The 19638-nt window shown below is 36.7% G+C and carries 15 protein-coding genes; 13 read left to right on the top strand and 2 right to left on the bottom strand.

Annotated elements, in window-relative coordinates:
• Positions 1-46: 46 nt before the first annotated feature.
• From G440_RS0115915 to G440_RS0115900, 4 genes are all read left to right on the top strand, one after another.
• Complete coding sequence (locus G440_RS0115915; protein WP_034259776.1) at positions 47-1231, top strand: CDP-glycerol glycerophosphotransferase family protein; 1185 nt, start codon at positions 47-49, stop codon at positions 1229-1231.
• 12 nt (positions 1232-1243) lie between these two features.
• The gene (locus G440_RS0115910) at positions 1244-2383 is read left to right on the top strand and encodes a glycosyltransferase (RefSeq protein WP_026452204.1); all 1140 of its coding nucleotides are present in this window, start codon (positions 1244-1246) and stop codon (positions 2381-2383) included.
• A gap of 328 nt (positions 2384-2711) precedes the next feature.
• Complete coding sequence (locus tag G440_RS0115905) at positions 2712-3476, top strand: formyl transferase (protein WP_026452203.1); 765 nt, start codon at positions 2712-2714, stop codon at positions 3474-3476.
• A 2-nt stretch (positions 3477-3478) separates the two neighbouring features.
• Positions 3479-4429, top strand: a complete 951-nt coding sequence (locus G440_RS0115900) for a polysaccharide deacetylase family protein (protein WP_026452202.1) — start codon at positions 3479-3481, stop codon at positions 4427-4429.
• Between the two features lie 578 nt (positions 4430-5007).
• On the opposite strand, the gene G440_RS0115895 is transcribed toward G440_RS0115900, so the two are convergent.
• Positions 5008-5436, bottom strand: coding sequence for an FKBP-type peptidyl-prolyl cis-trans isomerase (locus tag G440_RS0115895; RefSeq protein WP_026452201.1), 429 nt, complete (start codon positions 5434-5436; stop codon positions 5008-5010).
• Between the two features lie 395 nt (positions 5437-5831).
• Here G440_RS0115895 and G440_RS0115890 point away from each other — a divergent pair, with 395 nt between their 5' ends.
• The 7 genes from G440_RS0115890 (at position 5832) to G440_RS0115860 (ending at position 16395) form a co-directional block, all read left to right on the top strand.
• Positions 5832-7148: an aspartate aminotransferase family protein gene (locus G440_RS0115890; RefSeq protein WP_026452200.1), complete on the top strand. Its 1317-nt coding sequence runs from the start codon at positions 5832-5834 to the stop codon at positions 7146-7148.
• Between the two features lie 115 nt (positions 7149-7263).
• Positions 7264-8202 carry a carbon-nitrogen hydrolase family protein gene (locus tag G440_RS0115885; protein WP_034259773.1) on the top strand — a complete coding sequence of 313 codons (939 nt, stop codon included), beginning with the start codon at positions 7264-7266 and terminating at the stop codon, positions 8200-8202.
• Positions 8203-8380: 178 nt separating this feature from the next.
• Complete coding sequence (locus tag G440_RS0115880) at positions 8381-8788, top strand: VOC family protein (RefSeq protein ID WP_026452198.1); 408 nt, start codon at positions 8381-8383, stop codon at positions 8786-8788.
• 3 nt (positions 8789-8791) lie between these two features.
• Positions 8792-11542: an aminotransferase class I/II-fold pyridoxal phosphate-dependent enzyme gene (locus G440_RS0115875; protein WP_026452197.1), complete on the top strand. Its 2751-nt coding sequence runs from the start codon at positions 8792-8794 to the stop codon at positions 11540-11542.
• Between the two features lie 27 nt (positions 11543-11569).
• Entirely contained in the window at positions 11570-13207 is a 1638-nt protein-coding gene (locus G440_RS0115870; protein ID WP_034259771.1) for a biotin carboxylase, read from the top strand.
• 354 nt (positions 13208-13561) lie between these two features.
• The gene (locus G440_RS0115865) at positions 13562-14917 is read left to right on the top strand and encodes an NAD-dependent succinate-semialdehyde dehydrogenase (protein ID WP_026452195.1); all 1356 of its coding nucleotides are present in this window, start codon (positions 13562-13564) and stop codon (positions 14915-14917) included.
• Positions 14918-15126: 209 nt separating this feature from the next.
• A complete protein-coding gene (locus G440_RS0115860) occupies positions 15127-16395 on the top strand; it encodes a C45 family autoproteolytic acyltransferase/hydrolase (RefSeq protein WP_026452194.1) in 1269 nt (422 codons plus the stop codon).
• Positions 16396-16625: 230 nt separating this feature from the next.
• Here G440_RS0115860 and G440_RS20190 read toward each other — a convergent pair whose 3' ends face one another.
• The gene (locus G440_RS20190; RefSeq protein WP_051285429.1) at positions 16626-17150 is read right to left on the bottom strand and encodes a c-type cytochrome; all 525 of its coding nucleotides are present in this window, start codon (positions 17148-17150) and stop codon (positions 16626-16628) included.
• A 196-nt stretch (positions 17151-17346) separates the two neighbouring features.
• Here G440_RS20190 and G440_RS0115850 point away from each other — a divergent pair, with 196 nt between their 5' ends.
• Positions 17347-17844, top strand: coding sequence for a DUF4494 domain-containing protein (locus tag G440_RS0115850; RefSeq protein WP_026452193.1), 498 nt, complete (start codon positions 17347-17349; stop codon positions 17842-17844).
• A 376-nt stretch (positions 17845-18220) separates the two neighbouring features.
• On the top strand, positions 18221-19429 hold the full coding sequence (locus G440_RS0115845; RefSeq protein WP_026452192.1) for a M24 family metallopeptidase: 1209 nt from the start codon (positions 18221-18223) through the stop codon (positions 19427-19429).
• The last annotated feature ends 209 nt before the right edge of the window (positions 19430-19638 follow it).

Raw genomic sequence — 19638 nt, 5'->3', positions numbered from 1 at the left:
AATAGTGACACTAGCCTAAATATATAATTGTATTTTAACAATTGAAATGGAATATTCAATATATAGTAAAATCAAACTTTTTGTACGCTATCAATTAGGAGAAATCTTAAATTTATTTATCAAACCCGACCCCAGTTTTTGGATATTTTCTTCTAGTTATAATTTATTTTTCAACTATAATTCTAAATATTTATTTGAGTATGTTTTAGAAAACCATCCTGAGATTAACTGTAAATTTGTAATCAATGGTGATAAAGAAAGAAAAGAGTTAACTGAGATCTACGGTGATTATTTTATTGAAACAAAAACCTTAAAAGGTATTAGAACCGCTTTAAAAGCTGGTGTTTGGATAACCTCGGCAGGAATGCCAATTTATTTGTTGTTTTCTGGCAGACGTCGCATTATATTTAATGTTTGGCATGGGGTTCCGCTTAAAAGAATCGGATTTTTAGACAAAAGTATATCCCGTCTTCAAAGAATTTATACAAAATTATATTTCTCTAATAATTACTCATTTATTACTACTCCGTCATCAAAATTAATTAGCTTATATGCCTCGAGTTTTGATGTAAACGAAGATAAAATTAGAGTTTTGGGCCAACCTAGGAATGATCTTTTATCAAAACAACTAGATCGTAATATTTGGATTGATAAATTATACCCCAAATTACCCGATTTTGAAAAAATAATACTTTACGCCCCTACTTTTCGTGATTATGGTGAAACTCAATTATTCCCATTTGATGATTATGATATTGAATTATTGAATTCATTTTTAAAGAAAGAAAATTTGATAATATTTATTCGTTTTCATCAATCAGAAACAAGTCTGATAAAAGAAAAAGCCGATGGTAGAATACAGTTTATTAATAGTGTTAAAATTAATGATATTAATGCTGTTCTAAATTGTTTTGATTTATTAATAACAGATTATTCAAGTATATATCTAGATCATCTAATTACAGAAAAGCCTCAATTATTTCTTCCATATGATATTAAACGTTATTCTTCAAATGAAGGACGTGGTTTTAACTTTAATTATGACGAGTTTACACCTGGACCAAAACCTAAAACTCAAGAAGAGTTTATTTCTGAGATAAAATCCTTACTAAATAATGATAATTATTATTTAGAAGAACGAGATAAACTAAACAATTTTGTAAATGAAATAAGATATAATAGCAGTTCTGAAATTGTACGATTTTTAAAAAAAGAGTTAAATTTAAAATAAACTTCCTTTCGCATGAAGCTTTTACATGTGTTTTCTGCCCCACAATCTGCCTATATCTTTATGGAAGGGCAATTGCAATATATGCATAAACATGGATGTGAGGTTACCGTCGTCATTCCTGCGGATAGGATAATTAATCCCAAATTTAAAACAAGAGAACCCAATATTAAGGTTATTAATGCTCCAATTAAACGGAATATTGCTTTGTTCAATGATATTTATACCTTCTTTTGTCTATTGTGGATTTTTATAAAAATAAAACCTGATATTATTCACCTTCATACACCCAAGGCCTCATTAATAGGGGCTCTTGCAGCTAGAGTATTATTTAAAAAAAACATTGTTTATCAAATGCATGGTTTGGTTTCAATTCGTGGTAATCAAGTTGAAAAAGGTTTGTTGTATCATATGGAAAAACTCACCTGCACCTTAGCCACCAAAATTTTTGCAGTTTCTAAAAGTATTAGAGACTTTGCTATTGAAAATGAATACACTTCCATTGACAAAATTAGTGTTATAGAAAATGGAACAATTAATGGGATTGAGTATCATACACGATTCAATCCAAAGAATATTCTTAAGAACGTCAAGAATCTAGATCAAAAAACCGAAAATAAATTTGTCATTGGATTTGTGGGGAGAGTTTCTGACGATAAGGGAATTTATGAATATTTGGATGTTATAGCGCGATGTAGAAAAAATAGTCTCGAAACAATAGGTGTTGTTATAGGACCAGATGAAAGTAATGGTCTATTCGGAAAACACATGAAGGAACTTGACTTAGCGTTTGATACTGATATTCTGTATTATGGCGATCAAACAGCACCCGAGTCATACATGATCTATTTTGATGTGCTATTATTACCCACTAAACGCGAAGGTTTCGGATTAGTTGCAACAGAAGTAAATGCTCTTGAAATACCAGTGATAGGTTATGAGATTCCAGGTTTCAGTGACGCAGTAATAAATGAGGAAACGGGATTTTTAGTACCTTACATGAATGTTGATGCGCTATATAAAACTTTAATTAAATATTATTTTGACCCTAAATTAAAACTAAAACATGGAGTAAATGGTCGGAAAAGAGTGATAAAAGATTTTGATTCTAATAAGATTTGGGAATCCCTTTTAGCTGAGTATCAAAAAATGTGAGAATTCATTACAAAGATTAGGTAGTTAGCTTATTTTTGCGCGTTATGTTTACTTTGCACTAATTTTTTTAAAAAATGATATAAGAAAAAACAAATCTTCGGATTAACATTCTCATATCCTCATGCCGCTGCGTACTTTATCAATCAGAGTTTATCTATTCACTCTCTAACCAGAAGTATTAGGATTTTAAGCTTATACATTATCAGAATGGTTCTGCCGATTAATTCCTTTTCCAAAGAATATAAAGATGGTTATATTAACATTATCACTATAATTGAACATAGTAATCATAGGTTTAGCTTAAAATCATAAAATTAATTTATAGAAAATGAAAATAATAATGCTAGCTGGGAAAGGAGTAAGCACAAACTATATTTATAACGGAATTACATCAGAAGTAAATATTGAAAAAATACTAATAACTCAATCCTCTTCAACAAAAAAAATGCTTAAAAGGCGAATCAAAAGATTAGGTTTTCTTACCGTTTTTAACCAGCTGATATTTCAGGTTTTTATCACAAGAACCATAAAAGTTTTTTCTAAAAATCTTTATAAAAAAAGAATAAAAGACTTAAAATTAAATAGTAATCCCTTACCTAAGGAAAAAATTATAGAAGTAGGATTAGTTAATTCTGAACTAACAAAAAAAACAATAAAGAATTTAGATCCAGATGTCATTATTGTTAATGGAACGGCTATTATTGGAAAGAAAATATTGGAATGCACCAATGCTCTCTTTATCAATACCCATGTAGGAATCACTCCTCAATATCGCGGCGTTCATGGTGGGTATTGGGCATTGCGAAAAAATGATAAAGAAAATTTTGGAGTTACAGTCCATAAAATAGATAAAGGCATTGATACAGGTGAAATTATTGGTCAGGCTACCACTTCAATAAAAAAGAATGATAATTTTCTAACTTATCCATTATATCAATACGCATTAGCATTGCCCTTATTAACAAAAACGATTCAAGACATAAAGGAAGAAAAATTTATTTCTTATAAAAAGGAAGATGCTAAAAGTCATTTATATTATCATCCTACTTTTACGCAATATCTTTACGGTTGGATCAAATACGGAATAAAATAATTATGAATGGAAAATTTGTAATATCGTTAGATTTTGAACTTCACTGGGGTGGTGCTGAAATTTGGGACTTACAACAAATGAAGGATCATTTTTTGGATGCGAGAAAAGCGATTCCAGCAACTTTAAGAGAATTTGAAAAAAACGGTATCCGTGCCACTTGGGCAACTGTAGGTTTTCTATTTGCCAAAGATAAAGAGCAATTGATGGATTTTTCTCCAATTAATAAACCAAGTTACGTCAATAATAAACTTTCTTATTATAACTATATAGAACAAATAGGCAATGATGAAAAGGAGGATCCCTTTCATTATGGAACCTCTTTAATTGAAAATATAATACAAACTAATGGACAAGAATTAGCTACACATACTTTCTCTCATTATTACTGTAACGAGGAAGGGCAAACCCCAGAACAGTTTGAAGCCGATTTGAAAGCAGCACAAGCTATAGCTTTTGAAAACTTCAATATTAAATTAGAATCATTGGTTTTTCCGAAAAATCAATACAACCATTCTTATTTAGAGATTGTCAAACGACAGGGAATTAAAGTAATTCGCTCTAATCCAAATGTTTGGTTCTGGCAAAGTTCATATGGAAAACTAACTCCTGTACTAAGAGCAATTGATACTTTGGGTCCTATTAGCTCTTCTATAAGCTTTAATATAAAGGATTTAGAAAACCAAAATGGAGTATTGGAGCTACCTGCAAGTCGATTTTTCAGGCCTTATAAGGAAAAGGAGAGTCGAATTCAGAAATTGAAAATACGTCGTATCAAAGCTGAAATGACTTATGCAGCAAAAAACAATCGTATTTATCATTTATGGTGGCACCCACATAATTTTGGTGAAGACTTAAAACAAAATCTAAATCAATTAAGAGAAATTATCGATCACTATAATTTTTTAAAAGAAACCTATAATTTCCAATCAAATTCAATGAGTGATTTTATTTAAAAGCATTGCTCCCAATGAGTCAAAAATAAAAAACTCATTCCATTACATATATCTACCAAGAGCGATTCGAAAATCAGCATTTATGAGCTATATTCCATGAACCGGATTACTTTTCATTACAAGCCTCATAAATATACACAAAACCCTATTTGATCTTAACCTTCCCAACTACCTCCCCTCCGAGGAGGTCAGAACTGCCCCTTCAGGCAGTTTCCTGTCCGTCTAGTAGGCGGGGTGGGTGGGGCTAGTTCTGGGTAGGCCCAGTTCGGTGCAGAGCCTAAAAGAATATAGGCCTACCTCTAAAAATAAAGTGTTTATTTCCTAAATTCCTAAGCCCATAAACCTTTCAACTTCATCTCCGAAGGTGCCTGAGTGTTTTGAAAGCACTCTAAATAATAAAAATTACAAATCAAACTTTCTCGCTTTCAAAATGTATCGAAGGCTCGGTTTCAATTTCCTCCAGTTGTGCCTGTATACCTCAACATTCGTGCATTCGTGGCCAACCCCATACACACTCTACCTCATAAACAAAAAGGCCACCAAAACGGCAGCCTTTAATCAAAATATATTCTAATAGATTACTTTATCTCAAGCAATTCTAGATCGAAAGTTAGGTCTTGACCGGCAAGAGGATGGTTTGCATCAACGATAATAAAATCGTCTTTTACATCCGCTACTCGCAATTGGCGTTCAGAACCATCAGGGTTTTTAGACACTAGACCCATTCCAACTTCTGGCTTTATTTCCTGCGGTAGGTTTTCGTTAGGTATTTTTTGGAAAAGCTCTTTTTGAACTTCACCATAGGCTTCCTCTTTTGGAATAGTAATTGTTTTCTTTTCGTCCACTTTCATATCAACCAATCCTTTTTCAAAACCCGGGATTAAACGGCCTTCTCCAAGTTTTATCTCTAGTGGCTCACGTTCAATAGAACTGTCGAACACTTGTCCGTCATTCAATTTTCCTGTGTAATGAAGTTTTACGGTTTCATTTCCTGTTACTTGACTCATAATGTTTGTTTTTTTGATTATTTAATCAATAAGAGCACAAAACTATAGGTTTGTATTGCCAATTCCACAAAATCCTGTACTTAATGTGCTAGTTTAAGGAAAAGTTAACGTATTGCTTCCTAAACAATTTTTTGACCTTAATAGAAATAGAATATTTATGAAATACCTAATTTACAATAGGTTATATTTTGGAAGATGTAGAACGATTTTAATTTCTTTGAGAAATCTAAAATTTTATTTTCAACACGTGGAATCATATTTCCCTAACAATAACTTAATAAGTTACGAATATTTTTGAAATAAAAATTTCTATCAACTATAACTATTAAATTATTACTAAACGCTATATTAGTTTTTTCAATTTTAAGTATATTATAAAATAATTCATAACCTATATGTTAAAACAATTGACAAAATCTGAGAAGCTTCTGGAAAGAAGAAAAAATGTTGTAGCCAATGGCGTGGGCGTTTTTAACACTGCCACCGCACGAGCCGCAAAAGGAGCCATTATCATAGACGAAGATGGTCGCGAATTGATTGACTTTGCCGGTGGAATTGGGGTTGTAAATGCTGGCCATTGTCCCGAGCCAGTAGTAAAGGCCATTCAAGAGCAGGCCGCAAAATATATCCACACCAGCTTTAATGTGGTTACTTATGAACCTTATCTTGAACTTTGCGAGAAACTGGTGGAGTTACTTCCTCATGGCGGGCACACGAAGGCGATGCTCGTTAGTACAGGTGCCGAGGCAGTTGAGAATGCAGTAAAAATAGCTCGTCAGGCTACTAAAAGGCCAGGCGTACTTTGCTTTACCGATGCTTTCCACGGCCGTACCCTGATGGCCATGACTCTTACCAGTAAAATTGACTATAAAATGAATTCAGGACCCTATGCTCCTGAAGTTTATAGACTTCCATTTCCTAATTTTTATCGGTATCACGGTTCTTTGGAAATGAATCAATTTGTTGATATGGAATTAAAACGTCTCTACGAAAGTGCAAAAAATTTGGTGGATCCCAACAGCTTGGCGGCAGTAATTTTGGAACCTATTCAAGGGGAAGGTGGTTTTAATCCAGTGCCACAAAAATATTTTGAAGGCCTTCGTAAATTCTGCGATACCTACGGAATTATGCTTATTGCAGACGAGATTCAGAGTGGTTTTGGCCGTACCGGAAATTGGGCCAGTTGGCAGAACTACAACGTAACTCCTGATATAAGCACCTACGCCAAATCATTGGGTTCAGGAATGCCGATCGCAGCAATTCTTGGAAGAGCCGAAATAATGGATGCTGCAGCCCCCAGTAGCATTGGTGGCACCTATATTGGAAACCCTGTTTGTTGTGCAGCAGCACTTGCAACTATTCAAATGATGAAAGATGAAAACCTAAACCAGCGCGGTATTGAGGTAGGAAATATTATTGAGGAACGTTTTAAAAAAATGCAAGCTAAATATCCACAAATCGGTGATGTACGTGGCATGGGAGCCATGATGGCGATGGAATTTGTAAAAGATGGTGACCCCTTAAAGCCAGACGGAAAGCTTTGTGGTCAAATTGTTGGTAATTGTGCCGACCGTGGTCTGATAATCATAAATGCAGGAACATCTAAAAATATTATACGAGTACTTTGTCCATTGGTTATAACTAATGAACAATTAGAAAAAGGCCTTGATATTCTTGAAGAGGTTATTGAAAAGGTAACCCGAGAGGAATAAAAACGCTTCATTTAAATTACATAATACAATTTAAAAAAATAAGAATTATCGGGATATGTCGTCAGCCTGCTTAGCGCGCAGGAAATAGTCTTTCTCTAAAAAAATAAATAAATATATGAAACCATTTACCATTGCGGGAATTCAAATGCGAGTTTCTGCCACCCAGAGTAATCTGAAAATGATGAAACTGAAACTGGATATCACTATGCACCTTTATCCATCTGTGCAGTTGGTGCTATTTAGTGAACTTTGTGCTTATGGCCCATTAACCTATTACGCTCAGGAGATTCCTGGCGAATTTGAAACAGAAATGCAGGCTATGGCTAAAAAATATGGTATTTGGCTTTTGCCAGGTTCTATTTTTGAAAAGGATGGTGATAAAATTTACAACACCGCCACGGTCATTAATCCACAGGGAGAAATAGTTACTCGTTACCGAAAAATGTTCCCTTTTTATCCTTTTGAAGTTGGAATAACTCCGGGCAATGAATTTTGCACGTTTGAAATTCCGAATGTGGGTATTTTTGGAGTGTCTATTTGTTATGACATGTGGTTTCCTGAAACCGTCCGAACCCTGGCTGTTATGGGGGCTGAAGTAATTCTTCACCCAACGATGACAGGTACTATGGATCGTGAAATAGAACATTCCATCGCGCAAACCATGGCTGCAGTAAACCAATGTTTCTTTTTTGATATTAACGGTCTCGAAACTGGAGGTATTGGCCGCTCTACTGTTTGCGGGCCCGATGGAAGAATAATGTACAAAGCCGGAGCCACGGAGGAAATATTCCCCATTGAAATAGATATGGCCAGAGTTAAACGCAGCCGTGAACTTGGTGTAATGCGTTTGGGTCAACCCCTCAAAAGCTTTCGTGACAATCTTGGCGATTTCAGTATATACGCACCTGGAGCAAAACATCCATATCTCGAGGCCTTGGGGCCTCTTATTAAACCTACAAAAGTTGACAAACTAGAGCAACTCAAGAAAATGGAGAGCGAAATTGAACTCCCCGTCAGTGTGATGAGTTATAAAGGCGATGGCTATGAAGAATAAGGAGCTTATAGATATTTTAAATGTGAAAATCAACTTGAAGGTTGAGTTAGTTTATTAGCCAGTAAGCCAAACATGTTTCGGATGGAACAGCTTAAAGACAATGAGTAAACTAAGTGTTGAATTTTCAAACAACGATATTGAAAGAAAACATATTTCAGCAACTATTAAATAAATAATTATGGGAATAATGTCCAAAAAACCGAAACAAACCAACAACAAGATGAAGGATTTTATCACTTGGTTTGAAATCCCCGTTTTAAATATGGAACGGGCAACCGATTTTTACAACCATATTTATAATATCAAGATGGAAACCACGGAGATGAACGATTACGAGATGGCAGTTTTTCCAGTAACCACTGGCATCGGCGGAGCCTTGGTAAAGGGATCGGGTTGTGTACCCAGCGAAACTGGCTCTTTAATTTATTTGAATGGGGGCAAAAATCTTCAACCCATACTCGATAAAGTGGAAGATTTAGGAGGACGTATTATAATGCAAAAAACAAAAATAAGTGATGAGGCTGGATATTTTGCCCTTTTTATAGATAGCGAAGGCAACAAGCTTGCTATTAATTCCAAAAACTAAATAATGACCAACAAAAAAAAGAATATAAGTTCCCCTTATTACAGTATCGGCCAATTACGCATTTCTATTTGGCGAGATCTGAAAAGGATTAGTACTGTTCTTGCAAATTCTAAAAAAGGTTCTAAATGCGAGCAGGATTCTTTGGATACCTTAAAGGGTTTTTTGAAGGATATAAAGACCATTGAATTGTATTTTGTCTATCCCGGAAAAACCAGACTGGAAAAACTCTGCCAAGCGCTCCATAAAGAAGAATATATGTCTTTGGCGCACAATATTACAGAAATAAACAGGCAATTGGTAAGCGATGAATACTTGAACCATCCCACTTCTACCCATACTGAAGAAAATGATCAGGCTAGACCCGAAGATATTCGAGAGCTTTCTTCCGCCCAAAAGAAAAATTATTTTGAAGTGCTATTTGTGGAAGACCGTTCGGCCATTGAAGAGGTTGCACTTCACGAAAAACTGGACGAATTACGCGAACCGAACGAACAGTTTACTTACGATTTTTTGGTGCAGCGTTCATTTCAGGATTCTTTGATTGCCTTGCTTTTTAACCCAAACTTGCAGGCTGCGGTAATTCGTTATGCCCCGCCTTATGCTTCAGAAAATATCTCAGATTTATTAAAGCCTTATATTCAGAACGTTCTTAAAATTGATCTGGAAGGAACACCGGAATACGAACTTGGACCACTTTTGGGCAAACTTGTAAAACAATTTCGGCCAGAGTTGGACACTTATTATGTTACTGACACTTCCCTCACAGATTTAAAGGACAGTACCTTACGTCAATTCAGCCGTATTTATTATCGTAAAGAGGATTTGCAGGAACTTCATCTCGGTATTATTCGGGGAGTTCGGGAACGATTTGACACTCCGTTTTTTAGTGCCTTGAAGGAATATAGTCAAAAACCCACGGGAATATTTCACGCGATGCCCATCTCACGGGGAAATTCAGTTTTTAAGTCCCGATGGATAAAAGACTTTGGAGAATTTTACGGCCGCAATATGTTTTTGGCCGAAACATCCTCCACCACTGGTGGCTTGGATTCTCTACTACAACCCACAGGACCGCTTAAAAAGGCGCAGGAAATGGCTGCCGAAACTTATGGTGCCCAACGTACTTTTTTCGTTACCAACGGAACTTCCACTGCCAATAAAATTGTACTCCAGGCAATAATAGAACCCGGTGATTTAGTGCTTATTGACCGTGACTGCCATAAGAGCCATCACTATGGCATGGTTCTGTCAGGTGCCTATCCGGTATATCTTGATTCGTATCCTATTCAGGAGTATTCTATGTACGGCGCTGTACCTTTAAATAGTATTAAAGAAAAAATGTTGCAACTACGTGAGGCCGGGAGGTTGGACAAAGTGAAAATGCTCCTCCTTACCAATTGTACTTTTGACGGCTTGGTCTATAACGTTGAAAAAGTTATGCAGGAAATTTTAGCCATAAAACCGGATATGATTTTTCTTTGGGACGAAGCTTGGTTTGCCTTTGCAGGTTTCACCTATATATATAAGCAACGAACGGCCATGTTCACTGCCAAGAAACTTTTTGACAAATACCGAAGTGAGGCTTATAAAAAGGAATATAAAAATCATATAAAGAATCTTTCCGCTGGAGAGGAGCCCACTTTACCAGATCCTGAAAAAGTATGTATCAGGGTTTATGCCACACAAAGTACACATAAAACCTTGAGTAGTTTCCGTCAAGGTTCCATGATTCATATATGGGATGAGGATTTCAGAAAAAAATCTGAAAATACCTTTTTGGAAGCATATATGACGCATACGTCCACTTCTCCAAATTACCAAATGCTAGCTTCACTGGATGTAGGGAGAAGGCAAGTGGAGTTTGAAGGATTTGAAATGGTAGAAAAAAGCATCGAAATGGCCATGGTGCTTCGTGCCAAAATAACCAACAATCCTCAGTTGAACAAATATTTTGATGTGCTGACGGTAAAGGATTTTATCCCGGACCAATACAGGGAAACTGGGCTGGTAGAATATTATGACCCCAGCACTGGATGGAATAGAATGGAAACCGCTTGGGAAAAAGACGAGTTTATGTTGGATCCCACAAAAATAACCTTGTTTATAGGTAGAACAGGCGTTGATGGCGATACCTTCAAAAACAAATATTTGATGGACCAGTTTAATATACAAATAAATAAAACCTCTAGAAATACCGTTTTGTTTATGACCAATATTGGTACTACACGAGGGAGTGTTGCATATTTAACCAATGCCCTGTTAAAAATCTCGGAGCAGTTAGACGAGGAATTCCGCTCCTTAAATAGCCGGGAAAGCGAAATTTCGCAACAACGAATTCATTCTTTGATAAATGAAGTCCCGCCCTTGCCTGATTTCAGTTACTTCCATAGTTCCTTCCGGGCGGTTCCCACTGTTCCGGGTGGAAGTATCCGCGACGCATATTTTATGGCATATAATGAGGACAATTACGAGTATATCTCCCTTGGCGATTGCAAAAAAGCAATGACCAATGATCGGGACCTAGTTGCTTCCTCCTTTGTAATTCCGTATCCACCGGGCTTTCCTGTTTTAGTTCCAGGACAAGTTGTAAGTGAAGATATTATTAACTTTATGTTGGCACTGGACGTAAAGGAAATTCACGGTTATAGGGCAGATCTTGGTTTGCGTATTTTCCGAGACAGCGTATTGAACCGTCAAAAAACCGCAACCGCCCTAGGCGCAATGGGGATGGGAAATTCAAAAAAGAAAAAATAGATTAATTTAATTTAAAACACAATTAGTATGAGCACTGATAAACCAAAAACCAAATCTGAGTCCAAATCGAATGTGAAAACAAAATCGAAGTCGGGAGTTATGGATAAGAACAAGGCTGTAGCTGAAGAAAAATCGATTGGAAAAAAGGTGAAACCCACTACGAAAGCGAAGGCGAAAAAAACGGTCGCTAAGAAAAAAGCGGATAAACCAAAACCAGTGCTCAACGGAATTCCAGATATTCGGCGTTTCTTTTATAAAAATGAAACCCCTATTTATTTTATAAGTGCCACCAACTTTAACCTTTTGGGTGCCGATGAATGGATAAAAGGATTTAAATTCATCACCTACATCGAATGTTTTGATGGGTTACATCCCAACGTCTTTTCGCCTAAAGAAGAAATTCCGCACGACGAGTTTGAGAGCATAGAGGATATCAACAATTATCTATTGCAGCATCCCGAAGTTCAAGAATATATAAAGTCTAGAAAAAAAGGCAAAAATGCTGGAAAGGTAATGTTTCTAATGTTTACGGAAAAAACCGAAAATCTTGCCAAAAAACTGGGACTTGAAGTTATGTTCCCTTCGGCCAAAATGCGAACCGCAATGGATAACAAGGTAAACACCAATCGTCTTGCAGAAAAAGCTGGTGTTGCTTGTGTTCCCTATGTATTGTCAAAAGTGAACAATTACGAACACCTTGAAAAAGTTTCTAAGAAACTAGGTCATGATTTGGTAATTCAAACTCCTTTTGGCGATTCTGGACATACTACTTTCTTTATTTCAAATGAGGAAGAATACAAAGAGCATGCTGAAGAAATTGAAGCTGAAAAAGAAGTGAAAATAATGAAGCGCATTAACTGTCGCGGTTCTGCAATTGAAGCTTGTGTTACACGCCACGGAACCATAGTTGCTCCACTAATGACTGAATTAGTAGGGTTTAAGGAACTTACACCTTATAAAGGTGGTTGGTGTGGCAACGAGATTTACCCCGATTCTTTTAATCCAATCCTTCGGAAAAAAGCACGGGAATACACTCGTCTCTTTGGAGACCAATTACGAAAAGAAGGTTACAAAGGCTATTTTGAACTCGACTTTTTAATAGATGAAGACAATGGTGAGATCTATCTCGGCGAATTAAATCCTAGGGTTACGGGTGCCAGCTCCATTACCAATCATGCCGTTTTTGCCTTGGCTGACGCCCCACTTCACCTTTTCCATATTTTGGAATGGATGGAGGTGGATTACGACCTTAACGTTGACGCCATCAACAACAGATGGGCTAAGCAAGAAAATACTGATAGTTGGAGCCAATTAGTCATTAAGCACACCAAAAAAACCATTGAAAAAGTAACGGAAGCTCCACAGTCGGGCATTTGGCGAATTTTTGACAATGGCCATATCCAGTTCAACCGTATGGACACCCACCGTCGTGCAGTGGAAAGTGAAAGCGAGGCATTTTTTCTTCGGATAGCAAACAAAGATCATTATCTGTATGAAGGTGCAGATCTGGGTATTTTGGTGACACGAGGTAGGATGATGACCGATAATTTCCAACTTACCCAACGCGCTAAAACTTGGATAAATGCAATTAAGGGAAATTATGCATCTACCGTTTTGGAAGATAAAGCCGAACTACCTGAAATTATTGGTAGTCTTGCCAAATAATTAAAGCCTCAATCCGGAACGTTCCGAAAAAACAATCATGCTAAACCTCGAAGGTTTTTAAAACCTTTGAGGTATGATTTAAATAGAATATAAAGGCTCTAGTTAAGCTCCACGTTGATATTTCGATTTAAATTGATATTGAAAAGGTTTCAAGTTGGTCCGAACTAAGAAAATTCAATTATTCCCTTTAGGGCCAGGGTAAAAATGATTGAATTTTCGACCTTTTGTTTCTGCCCCCTCCCGATAATTATCGGGTCTAAGGCCTTGCCTGCCGGCAGGGCGACAAAATGTCGAAACTTGGATATTGAAACTATAATACTAGTTTAAATTAAAGCCAAAATAAATAAATTTTTGATGGAATTTAAAAGTATAAACCCTTACAATGATCAAATTGTAGAAACCTATAATCCTGAAACGGAAGAGGCAATTTCACAAAAATTAGAAAAATCGGAAACCGCATTTAAATCCTGGCGAAAAGTTTCGTTGAAAGATCGCGCTAAATTAATGACTAAAGCGGGAGAAATTTTACGGGAAGACGTAAAAGAATACGCTAAAATGATAAGCTTGGAAATGGGGAAACCCATTGCCGAATCCCGTGCTGAGGTGCATAAATGCGCTTGGGTCTGCGAGTATTTTGCTGAAAAAGCAGCTGAATTTCTATCAGATGAAATCATTGAAACAGACGCCCAAAAAAGCTTTGTGCGCCACGATCCAATTGGTTCTGTTCTCGCCATTATGCCTTGGAACTTTCCTTTCTGGCAAGTATTCCGTTTTGCAGCACCTACGCTTATGGCAGGAAACGTGGGACTTTTAAAACACGCCCCCAACGTTTTTGGATGTGCAAAACAAATTGAGGAAGTTTTTTTAAGGGCGGGATTTCCGGATGGAGTTTTTCAAAATCTAATTGTCCATCACGATAAAACCGAAATTATTATTGCACACGATGCCGTAAAAGCTGTAACACTTACGGGAAGTGAAAGGGCAGGTGCGGCAGTAGCTCAGATATCAGGAAAATATATCAAAAAAACGCTATTGGAACTGGGAGGCAACAACGCCTTCATCGTTTGGAACGACGCCAATATAGACCAAGCAGTTGCAACCGCCCTTACCGCTAGAATGCTAAATTGCGGGCAAAGTTGTATTGCCGCTAAACGCTTTATTTTGATGGAAGGTATCTATGAAGAATTTGTTTCAAAATTTACAACGGCCGTCAAAAATTTAAAATCTGGAGATCCTTTGGAAGAAAGCACGCAAGTTGGACCAATGGCACGAAAAGATTTGGCAGACCAGCTTCAAGATCAGGTAAGAAAATCTCTTGAAATAGGCGCAGAACTTCTGTTGGGCGGAAAACAGCAAGGAGCCTATCACGAACCCACTATTTTAGGAAATGTAAAACCTGGAATGCCTGCATTTGACGAGGAAACATTTGGACCTTTGGCAGCGATGATAAAAGTGAAGACTATTGAAGAGGCATTCGCACTCTCAGAACAATCACGCTATGGACTTGGGGTCACGGTTTGCACCACCAATATTGAAAAAGCCCTCGAATATGCTGGTGAAGTGAGTGATGGCGCCTATTTTATAAACGAACTGGTCAAGAGCGATCCCAGGCTTCCATTTGGAGGTGAAAAGCGTTCGGGTTACGGTCGCGAACTCGCAAAAAACGGAATGATGGAGTTTGTGAATAGCAAGACGGTTTATGTGAAATAAGCGATGTCTATATATAAATAAAATTCTAATTTCATTTCAAAAGTCTTCGATAGCTCTTGTACCGAGAATTGGTAATGCTGAATAGCAACTAGTTTTTTCTGAGAGTTACCTGAAGTGTTAAACTAAATAACCAACCATTTTTTACTTTTTAAAAAGTCTAAGAACTAAGACTTTACATTGCTAGATACTTATTTAAAAAAACAAAAAAAATGCTACAATTAAATTTTCATTCAATCTCTGAGGCAAAGCCCGGAGAAAAATGGCAACAATTATTTCAAAAACATTGGCCTGCTTACAAAGCTTGGTTTCAAAGCAAAGGAGCGGTGAATAATCCGCCCTTGTCCGTAGCCAAAGCGAAGCTTCAGGAATATATGCCAAAATTTGTACCTACTTATGAAAAACTGTGCAAATTGGGTGGTAATGATCCCATCGCTGAACGGTTTTTGACTGGATTTCAGCCCCCGGCATACATCAGCGGATGTTCCCAAGTTATAACACAAAATCCTCCAATGCTTGTGCGGAATTATGACTATCATCCCCACCTTTCGGAAGGTACTTTGTTAAATACTTCTTGGAACGGAAAGCGGGTTATAGGAATCAACGACTGTCTTTGGGGTCTTGTAGATGGAATGAATTCCGATGGCTTAGTGGTTTCGTTGACTTTTGGAGGAAGGAAAGTAGTGGGTGAGGGGTTTGGAATTCCTTTTATAATCCGCTATGTGCTTGAATTTTGTTCAAATGTGGAAGAAGCGACGGAAGTTTTGCAACAGATTCCATCCCATATGGCATATAATGTAATGGTTTTAGACAAAACGGGCAACCATAAATTAGTACAGTTGGCTCCAGACCGAAAGCCGATAGTGACGGAAATGCCGCTTTCCACGAATCATCAAGGAAAGGTTGATTGGCCCCAACATGCCCAGTTCTCAAAAACTTTGGAGCGAGAGGCATTTATAAATAAAATGATTTCGGAAAAGGAGCAAGAGCCAAAAACTATAATCAATGCATTTTCAAAAAGTCCATTATTCAACAGAAAGTACAATGAGGGATTTGGAACTGTCTATACTTCCATTTATCATCCAGCAGACGGTAAAATGCAGCTGAAATGGGACAACCGTTCATTGAGCCAATCTTTTGCTGATTTTGAAGAAGGGGAAATACTTATAACCTACAGTGAAATAATACCTGCTGAAAAAGTTAGTTTACAAAGCACTGCAATAGAAACTCATCAAGAAGTAAAAACCCCCACTGCGAGTACAGATTGGGAGGCCTATGGAAAATCTTGGGCAACGCAAGAACCTGTAGAGTTGGCCCAAATGGTCGTTAAAACAATTGGTGCTGCCATGGGAATTTCAGACGGCCCAATTCTGGAAAATATTATGAAGGAAATGACTTCTGAAAGCAAAAAACGTGGACAAATACCTTGGGAAATGTTGGCTGATATTTGGTCTAGTCTAGGAAAAGCGGGTAAAGAATGAGTTTAAGATTTGAGTGGATCTTTTTGACGTAGCAATTTAAATATCAAAGTGTTTTCAGCGATATTAATTTTCCCTAGGTCTTATTTTAACGATATTATTCAGTTTGTCATAACTGCGGTAATGTTCCATCTATTTGGTGCATAACCTTAAAAGCTTGTCAATAAAAGCTTTTAAGGTTATGCACCTAAATTAATACGATGCTTATCGCTAAACCATAAATCATCTATTCATTATTCCTTCCATTCACCACTTTCCAAGATCTTCTCCTTTCTGTTATCTCTATTGGGGTCATAGGTTTTGTACATATCTCCCATTTGTGACAAATACTTTTCTGGATTGACGTTTCCTCGGTGACACATTACACAGTTTACAACGTATACCTGATGAGGAATTGGTTTAGGGAAGTAAGGTTTAAAGCTTTTCTCATTAATCTCATCCGTCATGGTTATCATTCCACGTGCAATTTCCTTTTCAATTTTGGCATCGCTCGGAAAATCCAATTTGGTTGGATCGGTTTTGCTGGGCGCATGACAATGATTGCACTTTACCCCAAGGGCAAGCGTGTAGCCTTTCATAAGGTGGTCGAGACTATCCTTCGAAATATCTTTAGGAAGCACTTTAAGGTTTTCCCAAGGCGGTTGTGGCGAGTAGCTTTCGTCTGCAATGGGATTAGTCGTGAAAGCATATAAGCCAAGTACCATCATTAAAATTCCAATTGCGGAAAAAAGTGTTATTAGTTTTTTCTGTGTTTTCATAATTTCTTTGCTTTAAGTTGATTGCGGTATTAAGATACGAAAATTCTCTTTAGAATAATTTTAAATTAATTGTTGGACACGAGGACAATAGAAAAATACAACAGGTACTTAGAAAAAATTGTGAATATCTATTCCTTATTTTTAAGGGCAGAGGTATTATAAGTCATATTTTTGGCTTCCTAAAAAAATTATAGTTATGAGCGTAATATGGTATGAATGTAAGGTGAAATACAAAAAAACACACGAAACAGGAGAGCAGAAAGTAACTACAGATACTTATTTATTGGATGCAGTATCTTATACCGAAGCAGAAGCAAGGATTACCGAGGAGATGAAGACTTTTACAGAAGAGGATTTTAGAATCATGAATATAAAAGTCGCTAACTTTTCAGAAGTACATCCTTTTGAGAATTCCGATCGTTGGTTTAAGGCAAAGGTTTCTTTGATAGCCCTAGATGAAGAGAGTGGAAAGGAAAGAAAGACAAATATTTATTTGCTGGTGCAGGCCAATGATGTAAAAGAGGCTTTCGAGAATAGCACCAAAGCAATGGAAGAAACCATGGGTGACTATACAATCCCTTCCATTACAGAATCGCCAATTTTGGACGTATTTCCATATTTCACTGGAGAAGAAGATCAATTAGAGAAATTTAAGGTATTGGAAACACCTGAACTTGTAGAAGAGGAAGGTTAGAATAACTTTTGATGTAGGACTGAATGATGTAGGACCTAAGACCAAAAATAAAAGTCATAAGTCTTATGTTTTAAATTGATTTTAGAGAACATCGTGATGATAATCTCGAGTAATATTCAAAACCTTAGTCAAAACCTAATATTAAAAAGCACTTCTTGACAAGAGGTGCTTTTTGTTTAAGGAAGACTCAGAAGGTTCTTTTGGTATTCGTAAATTTGTCTAAATTTTAAGAACATGTCATTATAATTTGACTAAGTTTAAAATGCGTTTGGTTCAACCAGTATTTGCTGGTAGCCTGACCATCTGAGATTTTATAGACTTATGAAATTTCATAATTGCTGAAAATATCAGTACTAATTTTTAAAAATCAATAAGCATGAATAGCAATAGAAAATACGGAATTGGTGGCAGCACCGTAGAAGAAGAACTTTCAACGTTAATTGAGCCATCTGCTAAACCCGCTCCCATTAGTGATAAAGAGTTCCAAAATAGAATCGATAAAGCATGCGTAGCTTTAAAAGCAAAGGAATTGGATGCATTATATATCAATGCAGGCACCAACTTATATTACTTTACCAATACCCAATGGAATCCGTCTGAACGGTTGGTGGGCGCACTTCTTTTTGCTGATGGAAGCCTAAAATATGTAGTCCCAGAATTTGAAATTGGTACTTTTAATGATTTTATTGGTGTTGAAGGTGAGTTAATTCCTTGGAAGGAACACGAATCGCCTGTACAGAAAATTGCTGAGACGGTAAAAGAAAATACGCGTCTAGCTGTTGATGATGCTACGTCTTTCACCATGGTTTCCCGTTTTCAGGAACACCAAAAATTTGAAATTAGCAGTGCGGAAATATTGATCAGAGATATCAGAATGCTTAAAAGTGAAGCTGAAATAGCTCATATTCAATACCCGATGAACTTAACCATGCAAGTACATCAGGCGGTGGCAAAAATTTTAAAACCGGGAATCACCACTGCTGAAGTGGAAACTTTTATTCATAAAGCACATCAAAAGTTGGGGATTGCAAGTGGTTCCTATTTCTGTATTGTTCTCTTCGGCAAAGACTCCAGTTTTCCGCACGGGGTAAAGTCACCGAAGCCATTGGAAGAAAATGATATTGTTTTAGTGGATACGGGCACGCAGTATAATGGTTATATTTCAGATATCACCAGAACTTATATTTATGGAGAAGCCTCAGCTAAAGAAAAGAAAATCTGGGCGAACGAAAAAGCCGCTCAATTGGCCGCTTTTGATGCAACTCAACTCGGAAAGCCTTGTGGACATATTGATGATCAAGTTCGAGTACAATTAGAAAAAGACGGTTTAGGTCCTGATTATAATCTCCCAGGATTACCCCATAGAACTGGCCACGGCATTGGCCTTGAAATTCACGAACATCCGTTTATTTTAAGAGGCAATGATATTAAGATACAAGCAGGAATGGCTTTTAGTATTGAACCTATGATTGTAGTACCCGATGAATTTGGAATTCGTTTGGAAGATCATATCTATATGACCAAGGACGGTCCACAATGGTTTACCAAACCAGCACATAGCATTGAGAATCCTTTTGGGGTTTAAGATTAAGTTCGGTAAATATATAATGTAGCTGTCTTAAAATAAATTCTTATGAATAATGTGTTTTGAGCCATGTGGAAGTGCTAAAAATCCTATGCTAATGTTCTGCTATGCCCAATCTTCTCAAGTTTTCTTAAAATTCCTTTTTCTACTAGATACATTATATTGATATCTGATTAGAATAGCGCAGTAGAAATTTCCTTTTTCAAAAA

The organism is Aequorivita capsosiphonis DSM 23843 (assembly GCF_000429125.1).
Classification (GTDB): Bacteria; Bacteroidota; Bacteroidia; order Flavobacteriales; family Flavobacteriaceae; genus Aequorivita; species Aequorivita capsosiphonis.
The sequence above is the reverse complement of the archived record's forward strand: the minus strand, read 5'-3'. Positions and strand labels throughout refer to the sequence as shown.

Bases quoted from the DNA above. Each gene is read 5' to 3' on its own strand.
- G440_RS0115915 (WP_034259776.1), top strand. From the start codon at position 47: ATGGAATATTCAATATATAGTAAAATCAAACTTTTTGTACGCTATCAA.
- G440_RS0115910 (WP_026452204.1), top strand. From the start codon at position 1,244: ATGAAGCTTTTACATGTGTTTTCTGCCCCACAATCTGCCTATATCTTT.
- G440_RS0115905 (WP_026452203.1), top strand. From the start codon at position 2,712: ATGAAAATAATAATGCTAGCTGGGAAAGGAGTAAGCACAAACTATATT.
- G440_RS0115900 (WP_026452202.1), top strand. From the start codon at position 3,479: ATGAATGGAAAATTTGTAATATCGTTAGATTTTGAACTTCACTGGGGT.
- G440_RS0115895 (WP_026452201.1), bottom strand. From the start codon at position 5,436: ATGAGTCAAGTAACAGGAAATGAAACCGTAAAACTTCATTACACAGGA.
- G440_RS0115890 (WP_026452200.1), top strand. From the start codon at position 5,832: ATGTTAAAACAATTGACAAAATCTGAGAAGCTTCTGGAAAGAAGAAAA.
- G440_RS0115885 (WP_034259773.1), top strand. From the start codon at position 7,264: ATGAAACCATTTACCATTGCGGGAATTCAAATGCGAGTTTCTGCCACC.
- G440_RS0115880 (WP_026452198.1), top strand. From the start codon at position 8,381: ATGGGAATAATGTCCAAAAAACCGAAACAAACCAACAACAAGATGAAG.
- G440_RS0115875 (WP_026452197.1), top strand. From the start codon at position 8,792: ATGACCAACAAAAAAAAGAATATAAGTTCCCCTTATTACAGTATCGGC.
- G440_RS0115870 (WP_034259771.1), top strand. From the start codon at position 11,570: ATGAGCACTGATAAACCAAAAACCAAATCTGAGTCCAAATCGAATGTG.
- G440_RS0115865 (WP_026452195.1), top strand. From the start codon at position 13,562: ATGGAATTTAAAAGTATAAACCCTTACAATGATCAAATTGTAGAAACC.
- G440_RS0115860 (WP_026452194.1), top strand. From the start codon at position 15,127: ATGCTACAATTAAATTTTCATTCAATCTCTGAGGCAAAGCCCGGAGAA.
- G440_RS20190 (WP_051285429.1), bottom strand. From the start codon at position 17,150: ATGAAAACACAGAAAAAACTAATAACACTTTTTTCCGCAATTGGAATT.
- G440_RS0115850 (WP_026452193.1), top strand. From the start codon at position 17,347: ATGAGCGTAATATGGTATGAATGTAAGGTGAAATACAAAAAAACACAC.
- G440_RS0115845 (WP_026452192.1), top strand. From the start codon at position 18,221: ATGAATAGCAATAGAAAATACGGAATTGGTGGCAGCACCGTAGAAGAA.